The 18,753-nt window shown below is 75.9% G+C and carries 21 protein-coding genes and 1 tRNA gene; 6 read left to right on the top strand and 16 right to left on the bottom strand.

All coding sequences use genetic code 11. The annotated features are described in order from the left end of the window. Positions 1–28: 28 nt before the first annotated feature. On the bottom strand, positions 29–1,078 hold the full coding sequence (locus ACI79E_RS08635) for a hypothetical protein (protein ID WP_456932114.1): 1,050 nt from the start codon (positions 1,076–1,078) through the stop codon (positions 29–31). 94 nt (positions 1,079–1,172) lie between these two features. Between ACI79E_RS08635 and ACI79E_RS08630 the strand changes: the two genes are divergently transcribed. Then, entirely contained in the window at positions 1,173–1,979 is an 807-nt protein-coding gene (locus tag ACI79E_RS08630; protein ID WP_456932113.1) for an endonuclease/exonuclease/phosphatase family protein, read from the top strand. A 19-nt stretch (positions 1,980–1,998) separates the two neighbouring features. Here ACI79E_RS08630 and ACI79E_RS08625 read toward each other — a convergent pair whose 3' ends face one another. Continuing rightward, positions 1,999–2,472, bottom strand: coding sequence for an NUDIX domain-containing protein (locus ACI79E_RS08625; protein ID WP_456932112.1), 474 nt, complete (start codon positions 2,470–2,472; stop codon positions 1,999–2,001). An 87-nt stretch (positions 2,473–2,559) separates the two neighbouring features. Here ACI79E_RS08625 and ACI79E_RS08620 point away from each other — a divergent pair, with 87 nt between their 5' ends. Both ACI79E_RS08620 and ACI79E_RS08615 read left to right on the top strand, forming a co-directional pair. Then, positions 2,560–3,129, top strand: coding sequence for an LOG family protein (locus ACI79E_RS08620; protein WP_456932111.1), 570 nt, complete (start codon positions 2,560–2,562; stop codon positions 3,127–3,129). A gap of 48 nt (positions 3,130–3,177) precedes the next feature. Then, positions 3,178–4,299 (top strand): NAD(P)/FAD-dependent oxidoreductase, encoded by a 1,122-nt coding sequence (locus tag ACI79E_RS08615; protein ID WP_456932110.1) that lies wholly within the window; start codon positions 3,178–3,180, stop codon positions 4,297–4,299. Here the strand turns inward: ACI79E_RS08615 and ACI79E_RS08610 are convergent. The 4 genes from ACI79E_RS08610 to ACI79E_RS08595 all read right to left on the bottom strand — a co-directional run bounded on the left by ACI79E_RS08610 (position 4,286) and on the right by ACI79E_RS08595 (position 8,364). Further along, a complete protein-coding gene (locus ACI79E_RS08610; RefSeq protein ID WP_456932109.1) occupies positions 4,286–5,332 on the bottom strand; it encodes a GGDEF domain-containing protein in 1,047 nt (348 codons plus the stop codon). The genes ACI79E_RS08615 and ACI79E_RS08610 overlap by 14 nt on opposite strands. Positions 5,333–5,562: 230 nt before the next feature. After that, positions 5,563–6,192 carry a GerMN domain-containing protein gene (locus ACI79E_RS08605; protein ID WP_456932108.1) on the bottom strand — a complete coding sequence of 210 codons (630 nt, stop codon included), beginning with the start codon at positions 6,190–6,192 and terminating at the stop codon, positions 5,563–5,565. Further along, entirely contained in the window at positions 6,189–7,562 is a 1,374-nt protein-coding gene (locus ACI79E_RS08600; protein WP_456932107.1) for a sensor histidine kinase, read from the bottom strand. The genes ACI79E_RS08605 and ACI79E_RS08600 overlap by 4 nt, the downstream gene beginning before the upstream one ends. A gap of 79 nt (positions 7,563–7,641) precedes the next feature. Continuing rightward, positions 7,642–8,364 (bottom strand): response regulator, encoded by a 723-nt coding sequence (locus ACI79E_RS08595; protein WP_456932106.1) that lies wholly within the window; start codon positions 8,362–8,364, stop codon positions 7,642–7,644. Between the two features lie 136 nt (positions 8,365–8,500). On the opposite strand from ACI79E_RS08595, the gene ACI79E_RS08590 reads away from it, so the two are divergent. The 3 genes from ACI79E_RS08590 (at position 8,501) to ACI79E_RS08580 (ending at position 10,437) form a co-directional block, all read left to right on the top strand. After that, on the top strand, positions 8,501–8,839 hold the full coding sequence (locus ACI79E_RS08590) for an STAS domain-containing protein (RefSeq protein WP_456932105.1): 339 nt from the start codon (positions 8,501–8,503) through the stop codon (positions 8,837–8,839). Beyond that, positions 8,836–9,078: an STAS domain-containing protein gene (locus tag ACI79E_RS08585; protein WP_456932104.1), complete on the top strand. Its 243-nt coding sequence runs from the start codon at positions 8,836–8,838 to the stop codon at positions 9,076–9,078. The genes ACI79E_RS08590 and ACI79E_RS08585 overlap by 4 nt, the downstream gene beginning before the upstream one ends. 66 nt (positions 9,079–9,144) lie before the next feature. Continuing rightward, entirely contained in the window at positions 9,145–10,437 is a 1,293-nt protein-coding gene (locus tag ACI79E_RS08580) for an Nramp family divalent metal transporter (protein ID WP_456932103.1), read from the top strand. A gap of 4 nt (positions 10,438–10,441) precedes the next feature. On the opposite strand, the gene ACI79E_RS08575 is transcribed toward ACI79E_RS08580, so the two are convergent. The 10 genes from ACI79E_RS08575 to ACI79E_RS08530 all read right to left on the bottom strand — a co-directional run bounded on the left by ACI79E_RS08575 (position 10,442) and on the right by ACI79E_RS08530 (position 18,670). Next, the gene (locus ACI79E_RS08575) at positions 10,442–10,681 is read right to left on the bottom strand and encodes a hypothetical protein (protein WP_456932102.1); all 240 of its coding nucleotides are present in this window, start codon (positions 10,679–10,681) and stop codon (positions 10,442–10,444) included. Between the two features lie 34 nt (positions 10,682–10,715). Then, positions 10,716–10,802 (bottom strand) — tRNA-Ser (locus ACI79E_RS08570). 152 nt (positions 10,803–10,954) lie between these two features. After that, on the bottom strand, positions 10,955–11,662 hold the full coding sequence (locus tag ACI79E_RS08565) for a class I SAM-dependent methyltransferase (protein ID WP_456932101.1): 708 nt from the start codon (positions 11,660–11,662) through the stop codon (positions 10,955–10,957). A 43-nt stretch (positions 11,663–11,705) separates the two neighbouring features. Next, positions 11,706–12,566 carry an LLM class flavin-dependent oxidoreductase gene (locus ACI79E_RS08560; protein ID WP_456932100.1) on the bottom strand — a complete coding sequence of 287 codons (861 nt, stop codon included), beginning with the start codon at positions 12,564–12,566 and terminating at the stop codon, positions 11,706–11,708. A gap of 13 nt (positions 12,567–12,579) precedes the next feature. After that, positions 12,580–12,993, bottom strand: coding sequence for a TIGR03668 family PPOX class F420-dependent oxidoreductase (locus ACI79E_RS08555; RefSeq protein WP_456932099.1), 414 nt, complete (start codon positions 12,991–12,993; stop codon positions 12,580–12,582). A 166-nt stretch (positions 12,994–13,159) separates the two neighbouring features. After that, the gene (locus tag ACI79E_RS08550; protein WP_456932098.1) at positions 13,160–14,191 is read right to left on the bottom strand and encodes an ABC transporter ATP-binding protein; all 1,032 of its coding nucleotides are present in this window, start codon (positions 14,189–14,191) and stop codon (positions 13,160–13,162) included. Beyond that, the gene (locus tag ACI79E_RS08545; protein WP_456932097.1) at positions 14,184–15,242 is read right to left on the bottom strand and encodes an ABC transporter ATP-binding protein; all 1,059 of its coding nucleotides are present in this window, start codon (positions 15,240–15,242) and stop codon (positions 14,184–14,186) included. Before ACI79E_RS08545 ends, ACI79E_RS08550 begins: the two co-directional genes overlap by 8 nt. Next, a complete protein-coding gene (locus tag ACI79E_RS08540) occupies positions 15,242–16,183 on the bottom strand; it encodes an ABC transporter permease (RefSeq protein WP_456932096.1) in 942 nt (313 codons plus the stop codon). The genes ACI79E_RS08545 and ACI79E_RS08540 overlap by 1 nt, the downstream gene beginning before the upstream one ends. A 22-nt stretch (positions 16,184–16,205) precedes the next feature. Continuing rightward, on the bottom strand, positions 16,206–17,147 hold the full coding sequence (locus tag ACI79E_RS08535) for an ABC transporter permease (protein WP_456932169.1): 942 nt from the start codon (positions 17,145–17,147) through the stop codon (positions 16,206–16,208). Next, the gene (locus ACI79E_RS08530) at positions 17,144–18,670 is read right to left on the bottom strand and encodes an ABC transporter substrate-binding protein (RefSeq protein ID WP_456932095.1); all 1,527 of its coding nucleotides are present in this window, start codon (positions 18,668–18,670) and stop codon (positions 17,144–17,146) included. Before ACI79E_RS08530 ends, ACI79E_RS08535 begins: the two co-directional genes overlap by 4 nt. Positions 18,671–18,753 lie beyond the last annotated feature (83 nt).

Raw genomic sequence — 18,753 nt, 5'->3', positions numbered from 1 at the left:
CGAACCTAGTGCGCGCCCCGGGTGACCCTCAGGGGAGGAGCCCGCCGACGAGGTCGCTGGCGCCGCCGGCGGCACCGCCGACCACGCCACCGGCGCCCGCCGCCACGTCCCCGACGACGTCGCCCGCCCCCTCGGTCACCCCGCCGACCGCACCGCCGACCTGGTCGAGCAGCCCACCGCCGCGGCTGCCGCCGGTCGACTCGGGGGCGGACGGCGCCGGGGCGGACGGCGCCGGCCCGGGCGCCGCGGGACCGGACGGCGTGCTCGCCGCACCACCGCCGGTCGAGCCGCCGGTGCCGCCACCGCCGGTCGAGCCACCCCGGGCCGAGCCGTCCCCCTGCCGCGGCCGGTTCCGCTCCGGCGCGGGCGTGCTGCGCGCCACCGGCCCGCCGGCTCCGCCCGGCGGCGGTACGGGGCCGGCCGCCGGGGGCGCCGCCGGTCCCGGCGCCGGAGCGGGTGCCGCCGGTCCCGGCGCCGGAGCAGTCGTGCCGGGGACCGTCCCCGCGGCGCCGGGGACCGCGGGGGCCGTGCCCGGTGCCGTCGTCCCGGCCGCCGTCGTGCCGGCCGCCGTCGTCCCGGGAGCCGTCGGGTCGGGAGCCGTCGGGTCGGGGGCAGCGGGTGCACCCGCTGGCGCAGCCGCGGGGTCGCCGACGGCGGCGGAGGCCGCCGCGGCGAGATCGGCCCCGGTCGCGGCAGGGTCCGCGCCCACCGGGACGACTCCGGGCACCAGGCCGGCGACCAGCGACCCGACGTCCACCGCGCTGCCTGCCGCGTCGAGCCCCGGGGTGGCCGCGGCCTGCGGGCCGGCCGGGACCCGGGCCGCCGCGCCGATGCCCGCGCCGCCACCGTCCCGGGGTGCGGCGGTCGACCAGGCCGACGTGGCCGTGTCGGGGGCCGGACCGGACGAGGGCGCGATGGCGATCATGACCAGGGCCGCGGTCAGCAGGAACCCCGCGAGGAACAGGAGGGTCAGCGGCGCGGAGGCGCGGACGGTCTCCGGCCACCTCCCCGACGGAGCCGCGTGGGCCGGCCCGGCCAGGTGGGCCGGTGCGGCGAGGTGGCGCGGACGGCGGTGCACCGGGGGCTCCTCCAGGACGGGCGGACAGCGGTGCCCAACGTAAGCGCGTCCGCACGCAGCGGCACGTCGATCACCGGCCCGGTAACGTCGGGACGTGCCCGAGCCGCCCGCCGTGCGGATCGGCACCGCGAACATCGCCTCCGGCCGCGCCGCGTCCGGAGCGGTGCTCGACCGGGACGAGCTCCGCGCGGCCGTGGCCGGTCTCGACGTCGACGTGCTCGCCGTCCAGGAGGTCGACACCCGGCAGCCCCGCTCCTCCGGCACCGACCAGGCCGCCGTCCTCGCCGAGGGGCTCGGGGCGCCGCACTGGCGGGGCGCGGCCACCGTCGTCGGCACCCCCGACCCGTTCCGCAGCTGGACGCCTGCCGCCCCCGCGCTGCGCGGCCCGGACGACACCCCCGACCGGCCGGTCTACGGGATCGCGCTGCTCAGCCGGCTCCCGGTGCGGCAGTGGTCGGTGCTCGGCCTGGGCAGCGGGCGGGCCCGGCTGCCGGTCAAGGGCCCGGACCCGCGCACGGGCGGCCTGCGCTGGTGGTGGGTGCCCGACGAGCCGCGGATCGCCGTCGCCGCGCGGCTGGACGCGGTCACCGTCGTCGCGACCCACCTCTCCTTCGCACCGCACACCGCCGTCCGCCAGCTGCGGCGGCTGCGCGCGTGGACGGCGACGATGCCGGGGCCGGTCGTCCTGGCCGGCGACCTCAACCTGCCCGGGTCGCTGCCCGCCCGGCTGCTCGGGGCCACCGCGCTGGTGCGCACGCCGAGCTTCCCCGCCACCGACCCGCGGTTGCAGCTGGACCACCTGCTGGCGGTCGGCGACGGCGTGCGCGGCCGCGACGGCGCCGCCACGGTGCTCCCGGTGGGTGACCACCGCGCGCTGACGGTCACCGTGTCGTCGTCCTGACGCCGGCCGGGGGCCCTGGCTACGCCCCGGGGCCGAGCAGGTCGTGCAGGCGGGTCAGGGAGGCCTCGAAGCCGGGGTGCAGCGGCAGCGAGGCGAGCTCGTCGAGCGGGATCCAGGCGACCCCGTCGCTCTCGCCGTCCAGCCGCAGGTCGCCGGGCTCGATGCTGCGGACCGGCCGGGCCAGCACGGTCGTGTAGGACCAGCCGCCGTGGTCGTCGACCGAGGAGGCGCCCAGCTCCAGGTCGTACGGCAGCAGGCCGAGCTCCTCCCCCACCTCGCGCAGCGCCCCGCGCTCCGGGGACTCGCCGGCGTGCAGGGCGCCGCCGGGGGTGCCCCACGTGCCGCCGTGGTGGGACCAGCTCGCCCGGTGCTGGAGCAGCAGCTCGGTCCCCCCTTCGCCGACCCGGTGCACCAGCAGCCCGGCCGCACCGAGCAGCCCCCAGTGCCGGTGCCCGAAGGAGCACGTCACCCAGCCGTCGGTGGAGGAGAACACGCCCCCCAGTGAACCCCGAGCGGAGCGCGACGGCGCGGATCCCGCGCCCCTGCTCCCCCGCCCGGGGCGCCGTGACACGCTCGGGGCGTGCGCGTCGCCGTCTTCACCGGGTCCCAGGACGGGCCACCGTCCCACCAGCAGGCCGCCGCCGCCCTCGCCACGGACCTCGCCCGTGCCGGGGTGGGCATCGTCTACGGCGGCGGCCACGTCGGGCTGATGGGCGTCGTCGCCGACGCCGCCCTGGCCGCCGGCGGTGAGGTGGTCGGCGTCATCCCCCAGCACCTGGTGGACGACGAGCTGGCGCACCCCGGCCTGCCGCAGCTGGAGGTCGTGGGCTCGATGCACGAGCGCAAGGCGCGGATGGCCGAGCTCGCCGACGCCTTCGTGGCCCTGCCCGGCGCCGCCGGCACGCTGGAGGAGCTGTTCGAGGCCTGGACCTGGGGGATGCTCGGCCTGCACGCCAAGCCCGTGGTGCTGGTCGACGTCGACGGGTTCTGGCAGCCACTGCTCACCCAGCTGCGCCGCATGGTGGACGACGGCTACCTCGCCGCCCGCCGGTTCGAGGCGCTCGGCGTGGTCACCGACGCGGCCGGCCTGCTGGCGTTCGTCTCGGCGTACGAGCACCCGGCACGGAAGTGGACGCCCACCCCGCCGTGACGCCCGGTCCCGGAGCGGTGCGGGCGCCGTCGGCCTAGCGTCGGCGCCGTGGAGCGCTGGGACGTCGTCGTGGTCGGTGGGGGTCCGGCGGGGTCGGCCGCCGCGCTGGCCGCGCTGCGCACCGGGGCCTCGGTGCTGGTCCTCGACCGCGCCGACTTCCCCCGCGACAAGGTCTGCGGTGACGGCGTGGCCCCCGAGGCGCTCGACGTCCTCGCCGCGCTCGGGGTGGACCGGGCCGCCGTCGTCGACGGGTACCCGCCGGTGCCCCGGCTGGCGCTGCGCTCGCCGGGTGGCGCCACGGTCCGGCGCACCACCGCCCGCCCGTCGCACGTGGTCCCCCGGGCGGTGCTGGACGACCGGCTGCTGACGGCGGCGCTGACCCGCGGCGCGCGGTTCCGGCGGCGCACCGTGCGCACCGTGCGCGCGGACGCCGACGGCGTGACCGTCGACGGCCAGCTGCGGGCGTCGGTGCTGGTCGGGGCGGACGGCGCGGAGTCCGTCGTCCGCCGGGCGCTGGGCCTGGGCAGCAACCGGGCCGACCGGCTGGCCGTGGCGATCCGCGGCTACGCGCCCGAGCCGCCGGGGGCACCCGGCACGCTGTCGCTGGTGACGACGGGGCAGCGGTGGCCGGCCTACGCGTGGTCGTTCCCGATCGGCGACGGCCGCGCCAACGTCGGCTACGGGGAGCTGGTGTCCGGCGGGGCCACCCGCGCCGACCTGGTCGGTGGGCTGCACCGGCTGCTGCCCGGGGTGGCGCCGGGAGCGCTGCGGGCGCACCGGCTGCCGCTGTCCACCGGCCGGCCGCGCCAGCCCGACGGCCGGGTGCTGCTGGCCGGGGACGCCGCCTCGCTGGTCAACCCGATGACCGGGGAGGGCATCTTCTACGCCGTGGTCTCCGGGGCCCTGGCCGGTTCGGCGGCGGCCGCCGGGCCGGACGCGGGGGCCCGCTACCGCGGCATGCTGCACCGGCGGCTGGCCGCGCACCTGCGCTCCACGCGGCTGGCCTCGCAGCTGAGCCGCTGGCCGGCGGTGATGGACGCCGCCTTCCGCGCGGCCGCGGCCGACCAGCGGGTGTTCGACGACGTGGTCGACCTCGGGCTGGCCGACGGGCGGCTGACCCCGCGCACGCTGGCGGCCGCCGCGGGCCGGCTGGCCCTCAGGCGGCGCTGACCGCGACCTCGACCCGGCCGCGACCGGCCCGCTTGGCGCGGTACAGCGCCGCGTCGGCGGCGGCGTAGAGCTCCCGCATGCGGGTGGCGTGCCGCGGCGCGTGGGCGACGCCCACGCTCACCGACAGCGCCAGCAGCCCGCCGTCCGGCAGGGGCAGCGGTGCGGCCCGCACCGCCTCGAGTAGCTCCTGCGCGCGCCGGACGGCGACCTCGGGAGCGCACCCGCGCAGCAGCACCGCCAGCTCGTCACCGCCCAGCCGGCTGACGACGGCGTCGCCGGTGCGCACCTGCCGGCGCAGGATGCCGGCCAGGTGCACCAGCGCGTCGTCGCCGACCGGGTGCCCGTGCACGTCGTTGACCTGCTTGAACGAGTCGACGTCGACCAGGACCAGCGCCGCCCCGTCGCCGGGGCAGCCCCCGGACAGCTCGACGTCCAGCGCCTCGTCGAGGACCCGCCGCGTGACCAGCCCGGTGAGGGCGTCGACGTCGGCCTGCCGCTGCAGCGCCGCGACCAGCCGGTCCTGGGCGGCCATCGCCCGCATGAGCAGCGTGCCGATCACCGCGAGCATCGCGCCGAAGAACAGCAGGTCGGTCAGGGCCGCCCGGAGCTCCTGCTGGTGCAGCAGCATGACGCCACCGCCCAGCACCGCCACCACCGTCGCGACCACCGCCGCAGCGGGGCGCAGGTGGAACCCGGCGTACACGACGACGAAGGCGAGGAACGCCTGGGTCCGGGTGGAGGAGCTGCCCGAGGCCAGGCTGAGCGCGGCCAGCACCGTGACCCCGACGACGGCGAGGCCGAGGAACGCGCCCGCCCGGTCGAGCAACTGCGGGGGGATCCGCGCGTAGGCCGCGGCGCCCAGGATGAGCCCGACCACGCTGCCGAGCACCACCCCGCGGCTGGCGTCGTCCGGCCCGACCGGACCGACGAGCGCGACCACCGTCAGCATGGCCGCGCACACCGCGAGCACGAACGCGGCGGCGCGGGCGGCGGCGCGGGGCTCGCGGGCCCGGAGCGCGGCGGGGATCTGCACACCCGTCCATCGGCCCCGGTGAGGCGCCGCTGGAGCACCCGCTGCCCCTTCCGGGGGAGCAGCCCGGGGCTGCTCGGCGTCGGGCAGGCCGAAGGGCTCTGGGGGCGGACGGGCCCGGCTGCCAGGGTCCTCGCGAGCCGCGGCGTCGAGCGCTGGTCGACCGCCGACTTCCTGGGCCTGATGGTGCAGCTGGGCGCCGTCCCGGCCCCTCGCCTGACCCCGTCGCAGGTTCAGCTCGGCGGAGCCGGCACGGGCGTGGCCGCCGGCGGCGGCGCGAGGTAGGCGGCGTAGTCGGCGGCCGTCAGGGGTGCCGAGCTGAGCTGCCCCGAGGGCAGCGGCGCGTCGATCGGCTCCCCGTCCAGGGTCAGGACGACGGCGTCGACGCCGGGCACGCTGGTCGCCGACAGCACCAGCTGCGCCACCGCCCGCCGGCTGGCCGACCCCGCCGGGGGCTCGGCCGGGCCGGTCAGGTCGATGGTCGCGGTGCGGTCGGTGAGGTCGGTGACCGCCAGCTGCACGTCGGGGGGCAGCGCGGTGGACAGCTGGAGGTCCCGCTCGGCCGTCGTGGGGCCGGCGGCGAGCGCGCCGAGCAGGTCGTCGAGCCGGTCCCGCAGGGACGGACCGGTCACCTCCCGCGGGCGGGGCACGAGGCGGTCGTCCGGGGCAGCCAGGTAGACCCGGCCGGCGTCCGGCTGCGGTTCGGGGGCGACGGTCGGCGACGGTGGCGCGCTGGGCGAGGTCAGCCCGAACGGGACCTCCGACGCCGGGATGGTCTCCGCCGGCCCCCCGGTCGGCACCCCGCACCCGGCCAGGACGACGCCGAGGCCGGCCAGGCCCAGCCGCAGCCGACGGGCCGTCACCGCGCACCGCCGGGCAGCGACAGCGTGAAGCGGGCCCCGCCGGCGGGCGACGGGGAGCACCAGGCGGCACCGCCGTGCCGGGCCGCGATCTCGGCGACGATGGCCAGCCCGAGGCCCGCCCCGGGCAGCGACCGGCGGGCCGCCCGCAGCCCGCGGGCGAACCGCTCGAACACCCGCTCCCGGTCCTCGGCGGGGATGCCGGGGCCGGCGTCGTCCACGTCGACGACCACCGCGTCCTCCCGCCGCTGGACCGTGACGGCGACCGCCCCGCCGGCGTGCCGGTCGGCGTTGTCCAGGAGGTTGCGCACCGCCCGCTCCAGCCCGCCCTTGTCCCCGGTCACCACCGTCTGCTCCTCCGGGTCCCCGGCCAGCAGGCCTGGGTCCCGCCCGGAGGTGGCCAGCACCTCCCGCACCAGCGCGGTCATCGACACCGGCACGGCCCGGTCCGACGGCGGGGCGCCGTCGATGCGGGCGAGCTCGAGCAGGTCGTCGAGCATCCGCCGGAACCGCTCCAGCTCCCCCTCGACCAGGGCCAGCGCCTGGTCGGCGCGCGGGGACAGCTCCGCGCGCCGGGCGGCGAGCACCTCCACGCTGGTGAGGACGCCGGTCAGCGGGCTGCGCAGCTCGTGGCTGACGTCGCCGACGAAGCGGGCGTCGCGCTCGATCCGGGCCGCGAGCGCGTCGACCATGCTGTTGAACCCGGCCACGATCGCCAGCAGGTCGGGGTCGTCGGTGGGCGCCAGCCGGGTGTCGAGGTCGCCGCCGGCGATCCGGGTGGCCGCGCCGGCGACCTGCTCCAGCGGCTGCAGGGCGCGCCGGCTGGCCCAGCCGCCGAACGCCGCCCCCGCCGCGGTGGCCGCCAGCGCCCCCGCCCCCAGCACGGCGGCCAGGGTGCCCAGCACCATCTGCAGCTCGGTCAGCGGGGACAGCTCGTAGAACTCCACCCCCGCGGCGGCCACCGGCACCCCGACCAGCAGCGCCGGGCCGGCGGAGGTCTCGACCCGGACCGTGCCGGCCGACCCGTCGGCCACGATCGCGCGCAGCTCCGCGGGCACGTCGCGGGCCCCGACGTCCAGGCTCGAGGAGTACCAGGAGTCCCCGCTGCGGACGACGACGTCCGCCCCGCCCGAGGGCACCAGCTCGGCCACCACGTCGCCGACCTCGGTGCCCGCGGTGGCCAGCCGGCTGCTGAGCACGTTCGCGTCGGCGAAGGCCTGCCGGGTGAGCGACCGCTCCCGCTGGTCGAGCAGGTAGCCGCGGGCCAGCAGGAAGGTGGTGGTCACCAGCACCACCGAGACCAGGAGCGCGCCCGCGGCGAAGCCCAGGACGATCCGCGCCCGCAGCCCCCGCGACGCGAGGGCCGCTCTCACCGTGTCCTCGGTCCGCTTCCGCGGAGCGCTCCGCTCCTCGCCCGCTCGCGCTCGCCGCGGTGCTCGCGCCCTCGTCCGCTCACTGCAGGTCCAGCCGGTAGCCCAGCCCCCGCACGGTCACCACGACCCGCGGCGCCCCGGGGTCGAGCTCCACCTTGGTGCGCAGCCGCCGGATGTGGACGTCGACGATCCGCTCGTCGCCGAAGAAGCCGTGCTCCCACACCCGCTCCAGCAGCGCCTGCCGGCTGAACACCCGCCCCGGGGCGGAGGCGAGCTCGCACAGCAGCCGGAACTCGGTGAGGGTGAGCGGCACCTGCTCGTCGCCGCGGTGCACGGTGCCGCGCTCCTCGCGCAGCACCAGCGGTGCCGCCGGGTGCCGGTCGAGGACCACCTCCGCGGGTCCGGCCTCCGGCGCCCCCGTGGCGCCGGAGGCCGCCCGCCGCCGCAGGGCCCGCAGCCGCGCGGTGATCTCCTTGACCTGGAAGGGCTTGGTCACGTAGTCGTCGGCGCCGGCCTCCAGCGCGGCGACGATGTCGTGGGTGTCGGCGCGGGCGCTGACCACGATGATCGGCAGGTCGTGGTCGCGGCGGACCTCCCGGATGACCGCGAAGCCGTCCATCGAGCCGAGCATGAGGTCGACGACCATCAGGTCAGGGGGTGCGGTGGCGACGGCGGCCAGCGCCTCCTCGCCGCTCACCGCCTCCCCGACGTCGTAGCCCTCGTCCTCCAGCGCCCAGCGCAGGGCGGTGCGGATGGGGTCGTCGTCCTCGACGACCAGCAGACGCGGGGCCACTCCCGCCATGCTGCCACCGGACACCGGACGTTCGGCCGGCCGTCACGCGATCGCAAAGCAACGCCCAGCGGGATCTCAATCTCCTCCCACCAGGCTGTCAGGGGACGTCAGCAGGATCGGCGCCCGGACACCGAGGAGGACACAGATGACGATGGCCGCCGCGCGGCACCGGACCGACGTCGAGACCCGGTCGGACGTGGTCACGATCCACCTCGACGACGCCCTGCTCGCCGACGGCCTCGCCGACGTGCGCTGGCTCCTGCACGACGCGCTGCTGGCCGGCGCCCGCCGGATCGTGGTCGACCTCTCCGAGCTGCAGCACCTGTCCAGCCCCGCCGTCGCCAGCTTCCTGTGGGCGCACCGCATCTGCCGGGCGCGCGGGGGCGCGGTGGTGCTGCGCGGGGCCAACCGCCGGACCGAGGACCTCCTGCGCCGCACCGGCCTCTGGCGGGTCATCGGGGTGGAGGCGGGGGTGCCGGCATGATCGCCCTCACCGAGGTGGTCGACCGGGACGCCGGGCTCATCCGCGCCAGCGGCCACCTGACCTCCCTCGGCGCCGACCTGCTGCGCGGCACCGCCGACGGGCTGCGGGACAGCGGCCACGCCCGCGTGGTGCTCGACCTGCGCGGGGTGCGGGCCGCCGACGCCGGTGGGCTGGACATCCTGCGCGAGCTGCGGCAGGAGTTCGCCGCGGACGGCGGGGAGCTCGTCGTCCGCGCCTGATCCCGCGGTTGCCGCGCCGAGGGCCCTCGGCTGGACTGGACGGGGGCCGTCGAGACCGCGGAGGGCATGACCGTGCCGGACAGCGAGCACCTCAGCCAGGACGTCGCAGCGTCGTCCGACCAGCCGCAGCAGCGCACCCAGAGGTGGCGCCTGGTCGGCCCCGGGATCGTCGTCGCCGCGACCGGCGTGGGGGCCGGGGACCTCGTCGCCACGCTCATCGCCGGCTCGCGGTTCGGGTACGCGCTGCTGTGGGCGGTCGTCCTCGGCGTCGTCGTGAAGATCGCGCTGGCCGAGGCGACCGGCCGCTGGCACCTCGCCACCGGGTCGACGATCTTCGCCGGCTGGCGCTCCATGGGCGCCTGGACGTCGGTCTACTTCGTCGTCTACGTGGTGGTCTGGGGCTTCGTCTACGGCGCCACCGCCATGACGTCGTCGGCGCTGCCGCTGGCCGCGATGTTCCCGGCGCTGTCGATCCCGGCCTGGGGCATCCTCTGCGGCCTCGTCGGCCTGGCCATCGTGTGGTTCGGCAACTACCGCGTCTTCGAGCGGATCATGACCGTGCTCATCGGGGTCATGTTCGTCATCGTCGTGGGGCTGGCCGTGCTCGTCGTCCCCGACCTGGGCGCCACCCTCGGCGGGCTCGTGCCGCGGCTGCCGGAGGGGTCGGCGGTCTACACCCTGGGCCTGGTCGGCGGCGTCGGCGGGACGATCACCATGGCCGCCTACGGCTACTGGGTGAACGCCAAGGGCTGGCGGGACGCCTCGTGGATGAGGGTCATGCGGCTGGACAACCGGGTCGCCTACATCACCACCGGTGTCTTCGTCGTCGCCATGCTCATCGTCGGCGCCGACCTGCTGTACGCCAGCGGCACCTCCCTCACCGAGGGCGACCGCGGCCTGCTCGACCTCGACGAGATCCTCCGCGACCGGTTCGGCCCCGTCGTCTCGACCCTGTTCCTCGTCGGCTTCTTCGCCACGTCGTTCTCGTCGCTGCTCGGCGTGTGGCAGGGGGTGAGCCTGCTGGTCACCGACTTCGTCCGGACGTCGCGGCGCGCGTCGGGGCAGCTGGCGGAGGGCCCCGCCGAGCGCAGCTGGCCCTACCGCGCCTACCTGCTGTGGCTGACCTTCCCGCCGATGACGCTGCTGTTCCTCGGCCAGCCGTTCGCGCTGGTGGTGGCCTACGGCGCGCTCGGCGCCTTCTTCATGCCGTTCCTGGCGCTCACCCTGCTGTGGCTGCTCAACAGCCGGCGGACGCCGGGACGCTGGCGCAACCGGTGGCTGTCCAACCTGCTGCTGACCGCGGCGGCGCTGCTGTTCGTCGTCCTCTGCGTCAACGAGCTGGTGAACCTGACGGCGTGAGCGGTCAGGCCTCGGGCCCGGCCGGCTCGTCCCGCGCGGCGTCCTGCTGCCGGCGGAAGCGCAGCGACTCCACCAGCACGTAACCGAACAGCACGCCCCAGGCGAAGCTCAGGAACGCCTCGCCCCACTCCCCGTCGACGGCCTGGAGCACCAGCTGGACCAGCGAGTAGACCAGCGCACCGGCGGCGAGGACCTGCACCCCCCGGTTGCCGAACCAGGGCGGGCGGAACGGAGCGGTGGCCACGGCGGAACGCTAACCCGCGGCCCGGGACACTCGGCGGAGGGCGTGGGATTCGAACCCACGATGGGTTTGACCCCATAGCGGTTTTCAAGACCGCCGCCATCGGCCACTAGGCGAGCCCTCCTGGCGCCGTCGAGGCTAACCCGCGGCGCGGGTCGGTTCCCCGCCGAGTGCGCGCGGTTCCCCGTCGGTCATCGGATCGGTGCACGGTGACACGCCGGCCGGCGGCGTGTCGGGCGGCACCGACCCCGTGGTCCACCGCAGGGTGCGGGCCGCTCAGACCGCCGTCGCGGTGACGAAGGTGCAGATGCCGTCGCCGGAGTGCGCCCGCTGCCGGACGCCGATCAGCCGGAGCAGCGCGATCTCCAGCCGGTACCCGAGGCGCACCAGCCCCGTGTAGAAGGTGTTGCCGCCGTTGCGCACCTCGATCCGGTCGAACCCCGCCAGCCGGACGTGCTCGGTGAGCATCCAGTCCGGGAGGATCGTGATGTGCCCCGGTGAGTGGTAGAAGCCCGGCCCGAAGATGTACGGCGAGCCCTTGGCGAACATCTTCAGCCGCGAGTGCGGGTGGGTGATGTTCGGCGTGCTGACCAGCAGCTTGTCGCCGGGCCGGAGCAGCGAGCGGATCGACCGCAGCACCTGCCGCGGGTTCTCCACGTGCTCGAGCGTCTCCACGCACACGACCATGTCGAACGGGCCGCGGGTCTCGTCGGTCCACTGCGGGTCGTCGAGGTCCAGCCGGTGGATCCAGTCGTGCGGCGGGTCCAGGTCGGTCGGGACGACGTCGAACCCGGCGTCGCGGAGCCGCAGCGCCAGCGCGCCGCACCCCGATCCGACCTCGAGGATCCGCCCGCCGTCGGGCAGCGCGGCCCGCACCAGCTCCACGGCGTACTCGTGCACGCCGGGGGCGGCGTGGATGCCGTGGCCCCGGTAGGAGGTGACCGCCTGGGTCCGCTGACCGCTCCTGTGCTCAGCCACAGTCATCGCGTCACCGTGCCACACCGGCGCGCCGTCCACCCGGGATGAGCTACAGGGCCACCTCGGCGAGCAGGTCCACCTGCGCCGGGTCGGACACGGTGGGGTCGAGGACGAGCTCGTCGACGCCGATCTCGGCGAACGCCGCGACGACCTCCTTGATCTGCTGCGGCGACCGGTGCGCGCTGCCGGCGATCATCTCCGCGAGCTCGCGGCCCATCGGCTCGTAGTAGTCCAGCAGGTAGGCCCGCGACTGCTCCTCGGTGTCACCGAGCGAGAAGTAGTTCAGCGCCGCGATCCTCGGCTCCCCCTCCCGGCCGGCGTCCCGCCACGCCGCCCGCACCCGCTCGACGAACGGCGCCGTCATCTCCGGCGTCATCCCGCCCGCCGTCCACCCGATGCCGTGCTCGACGGTGCGGCGGACGGCCGCGTCGGTGTTGCCGCCGACCATGATCGGCACGTCCGGCCAGCCGATCTCGGGGGACGGCGGGCGGGTGCCCGCGGCGATCGCCTCCCCCGCCCAGGCCCGCCGCAGGTCGGCCAGCTGCTGGTCGAAGACCCGCCCGCGGCCGGCGTGGTCGCGCCCGGTGAGCGTGTAGTCCGCCTCGCGCCAGCCCACGCCCAGGCCCAGCGTCAGCCGACCGCCGGTGAGCTCCTGCACGGTCGCCGCCTGCTTGGCCAGTTCCGCCGTGCTGCGGGCCGGGGCGATGAGCACGTTGGGCATGAACCGGATCCGCTCGGTCACCGCACCGGCCGCGGCGAACACGGTCAGCTCCTCGTACGTCGGGTACGAGACCGCCCCGATCGAGGCCAGCGTGGAGAAGCCCGCCGCCTCCGCACGTCGGGCCCACTCCATCAACTGGGCGCCGGTGGTGCCGCGCACGCTGTTGGGGACGCCGATGCCGATCTCCACGCTGACCTCCTGGTTAGGACGTGCCGGACCAACCACTCCACCGCGCGACGGTGATCACGAGCAGCGGTCCGGTCGGGGGCTGCTCGCGGTACCGGGGGTGCCGACGCGCCAGCGCGGCGAGGCCGGGGTGCCCGGCGGGCGGGGCGTCGACGACCTCGGCCACGCCGTCCGCGCGGACCCACCACAGCCGCGACCAGTCGTCCTCGTAGTGGTCGACGAGCAGGGCGCAGCGGGGGTCGGCGCGGACGTTGGTCAGGCGCTGCAGCCGCGTCGTCCGCTTGGGCTTGGCGTCGACGGCCGAGTAGACCGTGTCCTCGACGAGCGCGAACACCAGGGGCACCAGGTGCGGGGCGCCGTCCGGGCGCACGGTGGCCAGCCGGGCGACGGCACCGGAGGCGAAGCGCTCGCGCAGGTCCGCCGTCCGCACGCGGCAGTCCTACCAGGGACGGCGCCCCCGCGGCGGGCTCGCGCCCACCCGTTCCCCGTCGATCACGGGATCCGTGCCGCCCGACACGCCGCCGACGGGCGTGTCACCGTGCACCGACCCGGTGATCGGCACGGGAGACGGCGAGGGACGGCGGCGGCCGCCGGCGTCAGGAGGCGACCTCGGCGCCCTCCCGGTGCACCGGCCGGCCCACCACCCCGTGCAGGTGGCAGGCGGCGACGTGCCCGGGGGCGGTGCCGACCGGCTGCAGCGCCGGGTCGACGTCGGGGCACGGCTCGAACGCGTGCGGGCAGCGGGTGCGGAACCGGCAGCCGCTGGGGACGTTCGCCGGCGAGGGGACGTCGCCGCCCAGCACGATCCGCCGGCGTGAGCGCTCCAGCGCCGGGTGCGGCACCGGGACGGCGGACAGCAGCGCCTGCGTGTAGGGCATCTGCGGGTCCGACCCGACCGCCGACGCCGGCCCGATCTCCACGACCCGCCCCAGGTACATGACCGCGATCCGGTCGGAGATGTGCCGGACGGCGGACAGGTCGTGGGAGATGAACAGCAGCGTGAGGCCGAGCTGGCGCTGCAGGCGGCGCAGCAGGTTGAGCACCTGCGCCTGCACGCTGACGTCCAGGGACGCGATCGCCTCGTCGCAGACCAGGAAGTCCGGCTCACCGGCCAGGGCCCGGGCGATGCCGACCCGCTGGCGCTGCCCGCCGGAGAACTCGTGCGGGTAGCGCCCGGCCACCGCGGGGTCCAGGCCCACCAGCTCCAGCAGCTCGCCGACCCGCTGGGCCCGCTCGCGTCGTCCGCCGCGCAGCCCGTGCACCTCCAGCGGCTCGGCGACCGTCTGCGCGACGGTGCGCCGCGGGTCGAGGGAGGCGAACGGGTCCTGGAACACCATGCCCGCGCGCCGGCGCAGCTCCCTCAGGCCGCGGCGGTCCAGCGCGGTCACGTCCGTGCCGTCGAAGGTCACCGTGCCGCCGGTGGGGGGCACCAGGCGCAGCAGCGCGTTGCCCAGCGTGGACTTCCCGCAGCCGGACTCCCCCACCAGGCCCAGCGTCTCGCCGCGCAGGATGTCGAGGTCCACCCCGTCGACGGCCCGGAGCACCCCCGCCGTCCGCCGCAGCGGGCCGCCGGAGCGGATCGGGAAGTGCACCTCCAGCCCCCGGGCGGAGACCAGCACGTCATCCACGAGGCGCCTCCTCACACCACGTCGCCGCCCGGTGCGGCAGCCCGGAGCGGCCTTCGTGGCCATCCTGGCCGTCCGAGGAGCGGCCTTCGTGGCCACTTCGGCCCCCGCGGACGACGGCCAGCGGCGGCTGTTCTGTCTCGCACCGGGGGTCCGAGCGCACCGGGCAGCGCGGCCAGAACACGCACCCCGGTGGCAGGTCGGTCGGGGCCGGCGGCACGCCCGGGACCGTGGCCAGCTCGGGCACCTCGCCGTCGACGGCCGGCGCAGCGAGGTCGGGCAGCGCGCCGAGCAGCCCGCGCGTGTACGGGTGCGCCGGGCGCTCGAGGACGTCGTCCACCGTGCCGTCCTCCACGCAGCGGCCGCCGTACATGACCAGCACCCGGTCGGCGATGCCCGCGACCACCCCGAGGTCGTGGGTGATCCAGATGACGCCGGTGCCGTGGTCGGCCTGCAAGCGCTCCACCAGGTCGAGGATCTGCGCCTGCACGGTGACGTCGAGCGCGGTGGTCGCCTCGTCGGCGATCAGCAGGGACGGCGAGTTCGACAGCGCGATCGCGATGACCACCCGCTGCCGCATCCCGCCGGACAGCTCGTGCGGGTACCGGTCCAGCGCTCCCTGCGGGTCGGGCAGGCCGACCTCGCCGAGCAGCTCGGCGGCCCGGCGCCGCGCGTCGGCCTTGCTGACCTCGCCGTGCGCGCGGATCCCCTCGACCAGCTGCCGCCCGACGGTGAGCACCGGGTTCAGCGACGTCATCGGGTCCTGGAAGACCATGCCGACGCCGGGGCCGCGCACCTGGCGCAGCCGCTCGGGCGGCATCGTGAGCAGGTCCTCCCCCTGCAGCAGCGCCCGGCCGGTGACCGTGGCGACCCCGGCCGGCAGCAGCCCGAGCAGGGCCAGCACCGAGACGCTCTTGCCGCTGCCGGACTCGCCGACCACGGCGACGGTCTCGCCCTCCCCCACCGCGTAGCTGAGCCCGTTGACCACCGACGCCGGCCCGCGGGGGGTGCGCAGCCGCACCCGCAGGTCCTCGACCTCCAGCAGCGGCGCCATCAGCGACCGCCCCCGGACATCAGGGTGCGCTGCCGCGGGTCGAGCACGTCGCGCAGGCCGTCGCCGAGCAGGTTGAAGCACAGCACCGTCAGGAAGATCGCCATCCCCGGGAAGAAGGCCAGCCACCAGGCCAGGTCGATGTAGCCGCGGCCCTCGGCCAGCATCAGCCCCCACGAGGGGTTGGGCGGCTGGGTGCCCAACCCGAGGAAGGACAGCGCCGCCTCGGCCAGGACGGCGAACGCCAGGCTGATCGAGGTCTGCACGATGATCGGCGGCGCGGCGTTGGGCAGCACGTGCCGGGTCAGCAGCCGGAGGTCCGAGGCCCCGACCGAGCGGGAGGCCCGCACGTACACCTCCTCGCGGACGCCGAGCACGCTCGCGCGGGTGACCCGGGCGAAGACCGGGATGTAGACGATGCCGATCGCCAGGGCCGTGTTGCCGGCCCCCGGCCCGCGGACGGCGAGCACCGCGATGGCCAGCAGCACCGCCGGGAAGGCGAACAGGACGTCCATGAACCGCATCAGGACGTCGTCCACCCAGCGGCCGTAGAACCCGGCCAGCAGCCCGACGAGGCTGCCGACGACCAGCGCGAAGGCGACCGCGAGGAAGCCGACCCGCAGCGAGACGCCGGCGCCGAGGACCACCCGGCTGAGGATGTCCCGGCCGAGGTCGTCGGTGCCGAACGGGTGGGCCCAGCTCGGCGCCTGCAGCCGGTCGCCGACCGAGATCTCGTTGGGCCCGCTGGGGGCCAGGGTCTCGTCGAAGACCGCGACGAGCACGATCGCGAGCAGCACGAGCGTGGCCGTCGCCGCCGTCGGGTTGCGGGCCAGCAGGCCGAGCGTCTCGCGCCAGCGCCCGCGAGGTGGGCGCTGGGCCGACGGGACGCCGGCGTCGGTCGCGGTGGGGGACGGCGCGGGCTCGGGGAGGGGCGCACCCGTCATCGCAGCAGGACTCGGCTGTGTGTCATCGGCGGATCCGGGGGTCGATGGCGGTGTAGAGCAGGTCCACCACCAGGTTGATCAGCAGGAACACCACCGCGAACAGCAGGATCGCGCCCTGCAGCACGGGGTAGTCGCGGGACTGCACCGCCTGCAGGGCCAGCTGCCCGAGGCCGGGCCAGGAGAACACGATCTCGACCACGACCACGCCCGAGAGCAGGTAGGCCAGCTGCACCCCGGTGACCGTGACCAGCGGCAGCAGGGCGTTGCGCAGCACGTGCCAGGTGAAGACCTGACGGGCCGGCAGCCCCTTGGCCTGCGCCGTCCGCACGTGGTCGGCGCCCAGCGCCTCCAGCACGCTGGACCGGACGAACCGGGTGATCACCGAGCCGGACACGACGCCGGTGACGACCGCGGGCATGACCAGCCGCTGCAGCCAGCCCAGCGGGTCGTCGCCCAGCGGCACGTAGCCGCCCGAGGGCAGCCAGCCCAGCGTCCCGGCGAAGACCAGGATGAGCACGATCGCCATCCAGAATTCCGGCACCGAGATGCCGATCTGGCTGAGCACCGTGGCCACCCGGTCGACGACCGAGCGGGGCCGCAGGGCCGAGATCGTGCCCAGCGGGACGGCGATGACCAGCGCCACGAGGATCGAGGCGAGGGCCAGCGTCAGCGTGGCCGGCAGCCGCTCGGCGATCAGCGAGGTGACCGTCTCCCCGCTGCGGAAGCTCACCCCGAGGTCACCGGTGAGCGCCCCGCCGGCCCAGCTGACGTACTGCTGCACCAGCGGCTGGTCCAGACCGGACCGCGCCAGCAGCGCGTCGTAGGTCTCCTGGTCGAACCGGGTGCCCAGCGCCAGCCGGATGGGGTCGCCCGGGACCAGCTGGACCAGGGCGAAGACGATGACGCTGACCCCCGCCAGGACGACGAGCGCCTGACCGACCCGGCGGAGGAGGTACCCGCTCAGGGCAGCTCCACGGTCTCGAAGTTGATCGCCTTGTCCGCCCGGATCTGGTAGCCGGACAGGCCGGGCGCCCAGGCCTGCACCACGTCGGGGTTGTAGAGGTACAGGTAGGAGACGTCGTCGACGATGAGCTGCGCGGCCTGGTCGTAGACCGCCTTGCGGGCGGCCTCGTCGGTCTCGGTCGCGCCCTGCTGGAGCAGCTGGTCGACCTGCGGGTTGCTGTAGCCCTGGTAGTTGTTCGGCCCGTCGGTCTGGTGCTGCTCCTGGTAGTAGGCGGCGGGGTCCAGGTTGCCCAGCCAGCCCAGGTAGAAGGCGTCGAAGTCGCCCTGGCCCTGGCGGTCCAGCCAGGTGGCGAAGTCCAGCGTCTCGATCTCCACGTCGATGCCGATCGGCTCGAGCTGGCTGGCGATCACCTGCGCGGCGGTGACGGTCTCCGGGAACTCGTCGGTGACCATGAGGCCCATCGTCAGCGGGGTCTGCACGCCGGCCTGGGCCAGCAGCTGGCGGGCCTGCTCGGGGTCGGGGGTGAACGGCGCGTAGTCGTGGTGGAAGAAGCTGTCCTCGGGGATCGCCGTCTGGTTGGCCTGGGCCGCCCCGAACCAGGCCGCCTCCGCCACCGCCTGGCGGTCGATCGCGAAGGAGATCGCCCGCCGGACGTCGCGGTTGTCGAACGGCGCCCGGGCGTAGTTCATCGACAGGTACCAGTAGTCGACGCTCGGCGTCCGCTGCAGCTCGACGGTGTCGTCACCCTCCAGCGACTCGATCTGCTGCGGCGGGACGTTGTCGGTCCACTGCACCTCGCCGTTCTGCAGCGCGGTGAGCGCCGCGGCCGGCTCGGTGATGTAGCGGAACTCGACCCCGTCGATGCTCGGGGCCCCGCCCCAGTGGTCCTCGTAGGCGGTGAGCACCGTACTGCTGGCGTCCGAGCTCTCCAGCCGGAACGGGCCGGTGCCCACGGCCTCGGTGGTCAGGTCGAGGTCCTCGGCCGCGCCCTCGGGGAGGATCGCCATCCCCTTGAACGCGCCGATCCGCTCCAGCAGGTTCGGGGTCGGCTGGCTCAGCGTGATGACGACGGTCTGCGGACCGTCGGCCGCCACCGACGCCACGTTGGCGAACCGGAACGAGTTGCTGAGCTCCTCGTCGATGATCCGGTTGTAGGAGTAGACGACGTCGGCGGAGTCGAACTCACTGCCGTCGTGGAACGTCACCCCGTCGCGCAGGGTGAACGTCCAGGTCAGCCCGTCCTCGCTGGTCGTCCACTCCGTCGCCAGGCTCGGCTCGAAGGTGAGGTCCTCGGCGTTGGGGACGACGAGGGTGTCGTACACGTTCTCCAGCACCTGGAAGCTCGGGTACGCCGTGGTCACGTGCGGGTCGAACTGGTCGGGCTGGGCGCTGACCGCGGCCACCAGCACGTTGTCGCCGCCCCCGCCACCACCGCCGCCGGTGTCGACGCTCTCGCCACCGCCGCAGGCGCTGAGCACCAGCGCCCCGGCGGCGATCAGGGGCAGGAGTCGGTTGCTGCGCACGGGTGACCTCCGGCGGGCTCGGCAGTTGCGACCTGCACCGACCCTGCCCCCGTCGCGTCGACCCCGCAGGTCGGGACGCTGAT

The organism is Geodermatophilus sp. SYSU D00079, from assembly GCF_054050635.1.
The sequence above is the reverse complement of the archived record's forward strand: the minus strand, read 5'-3'. Positions and strand labels throughout refer to the sequence as shown.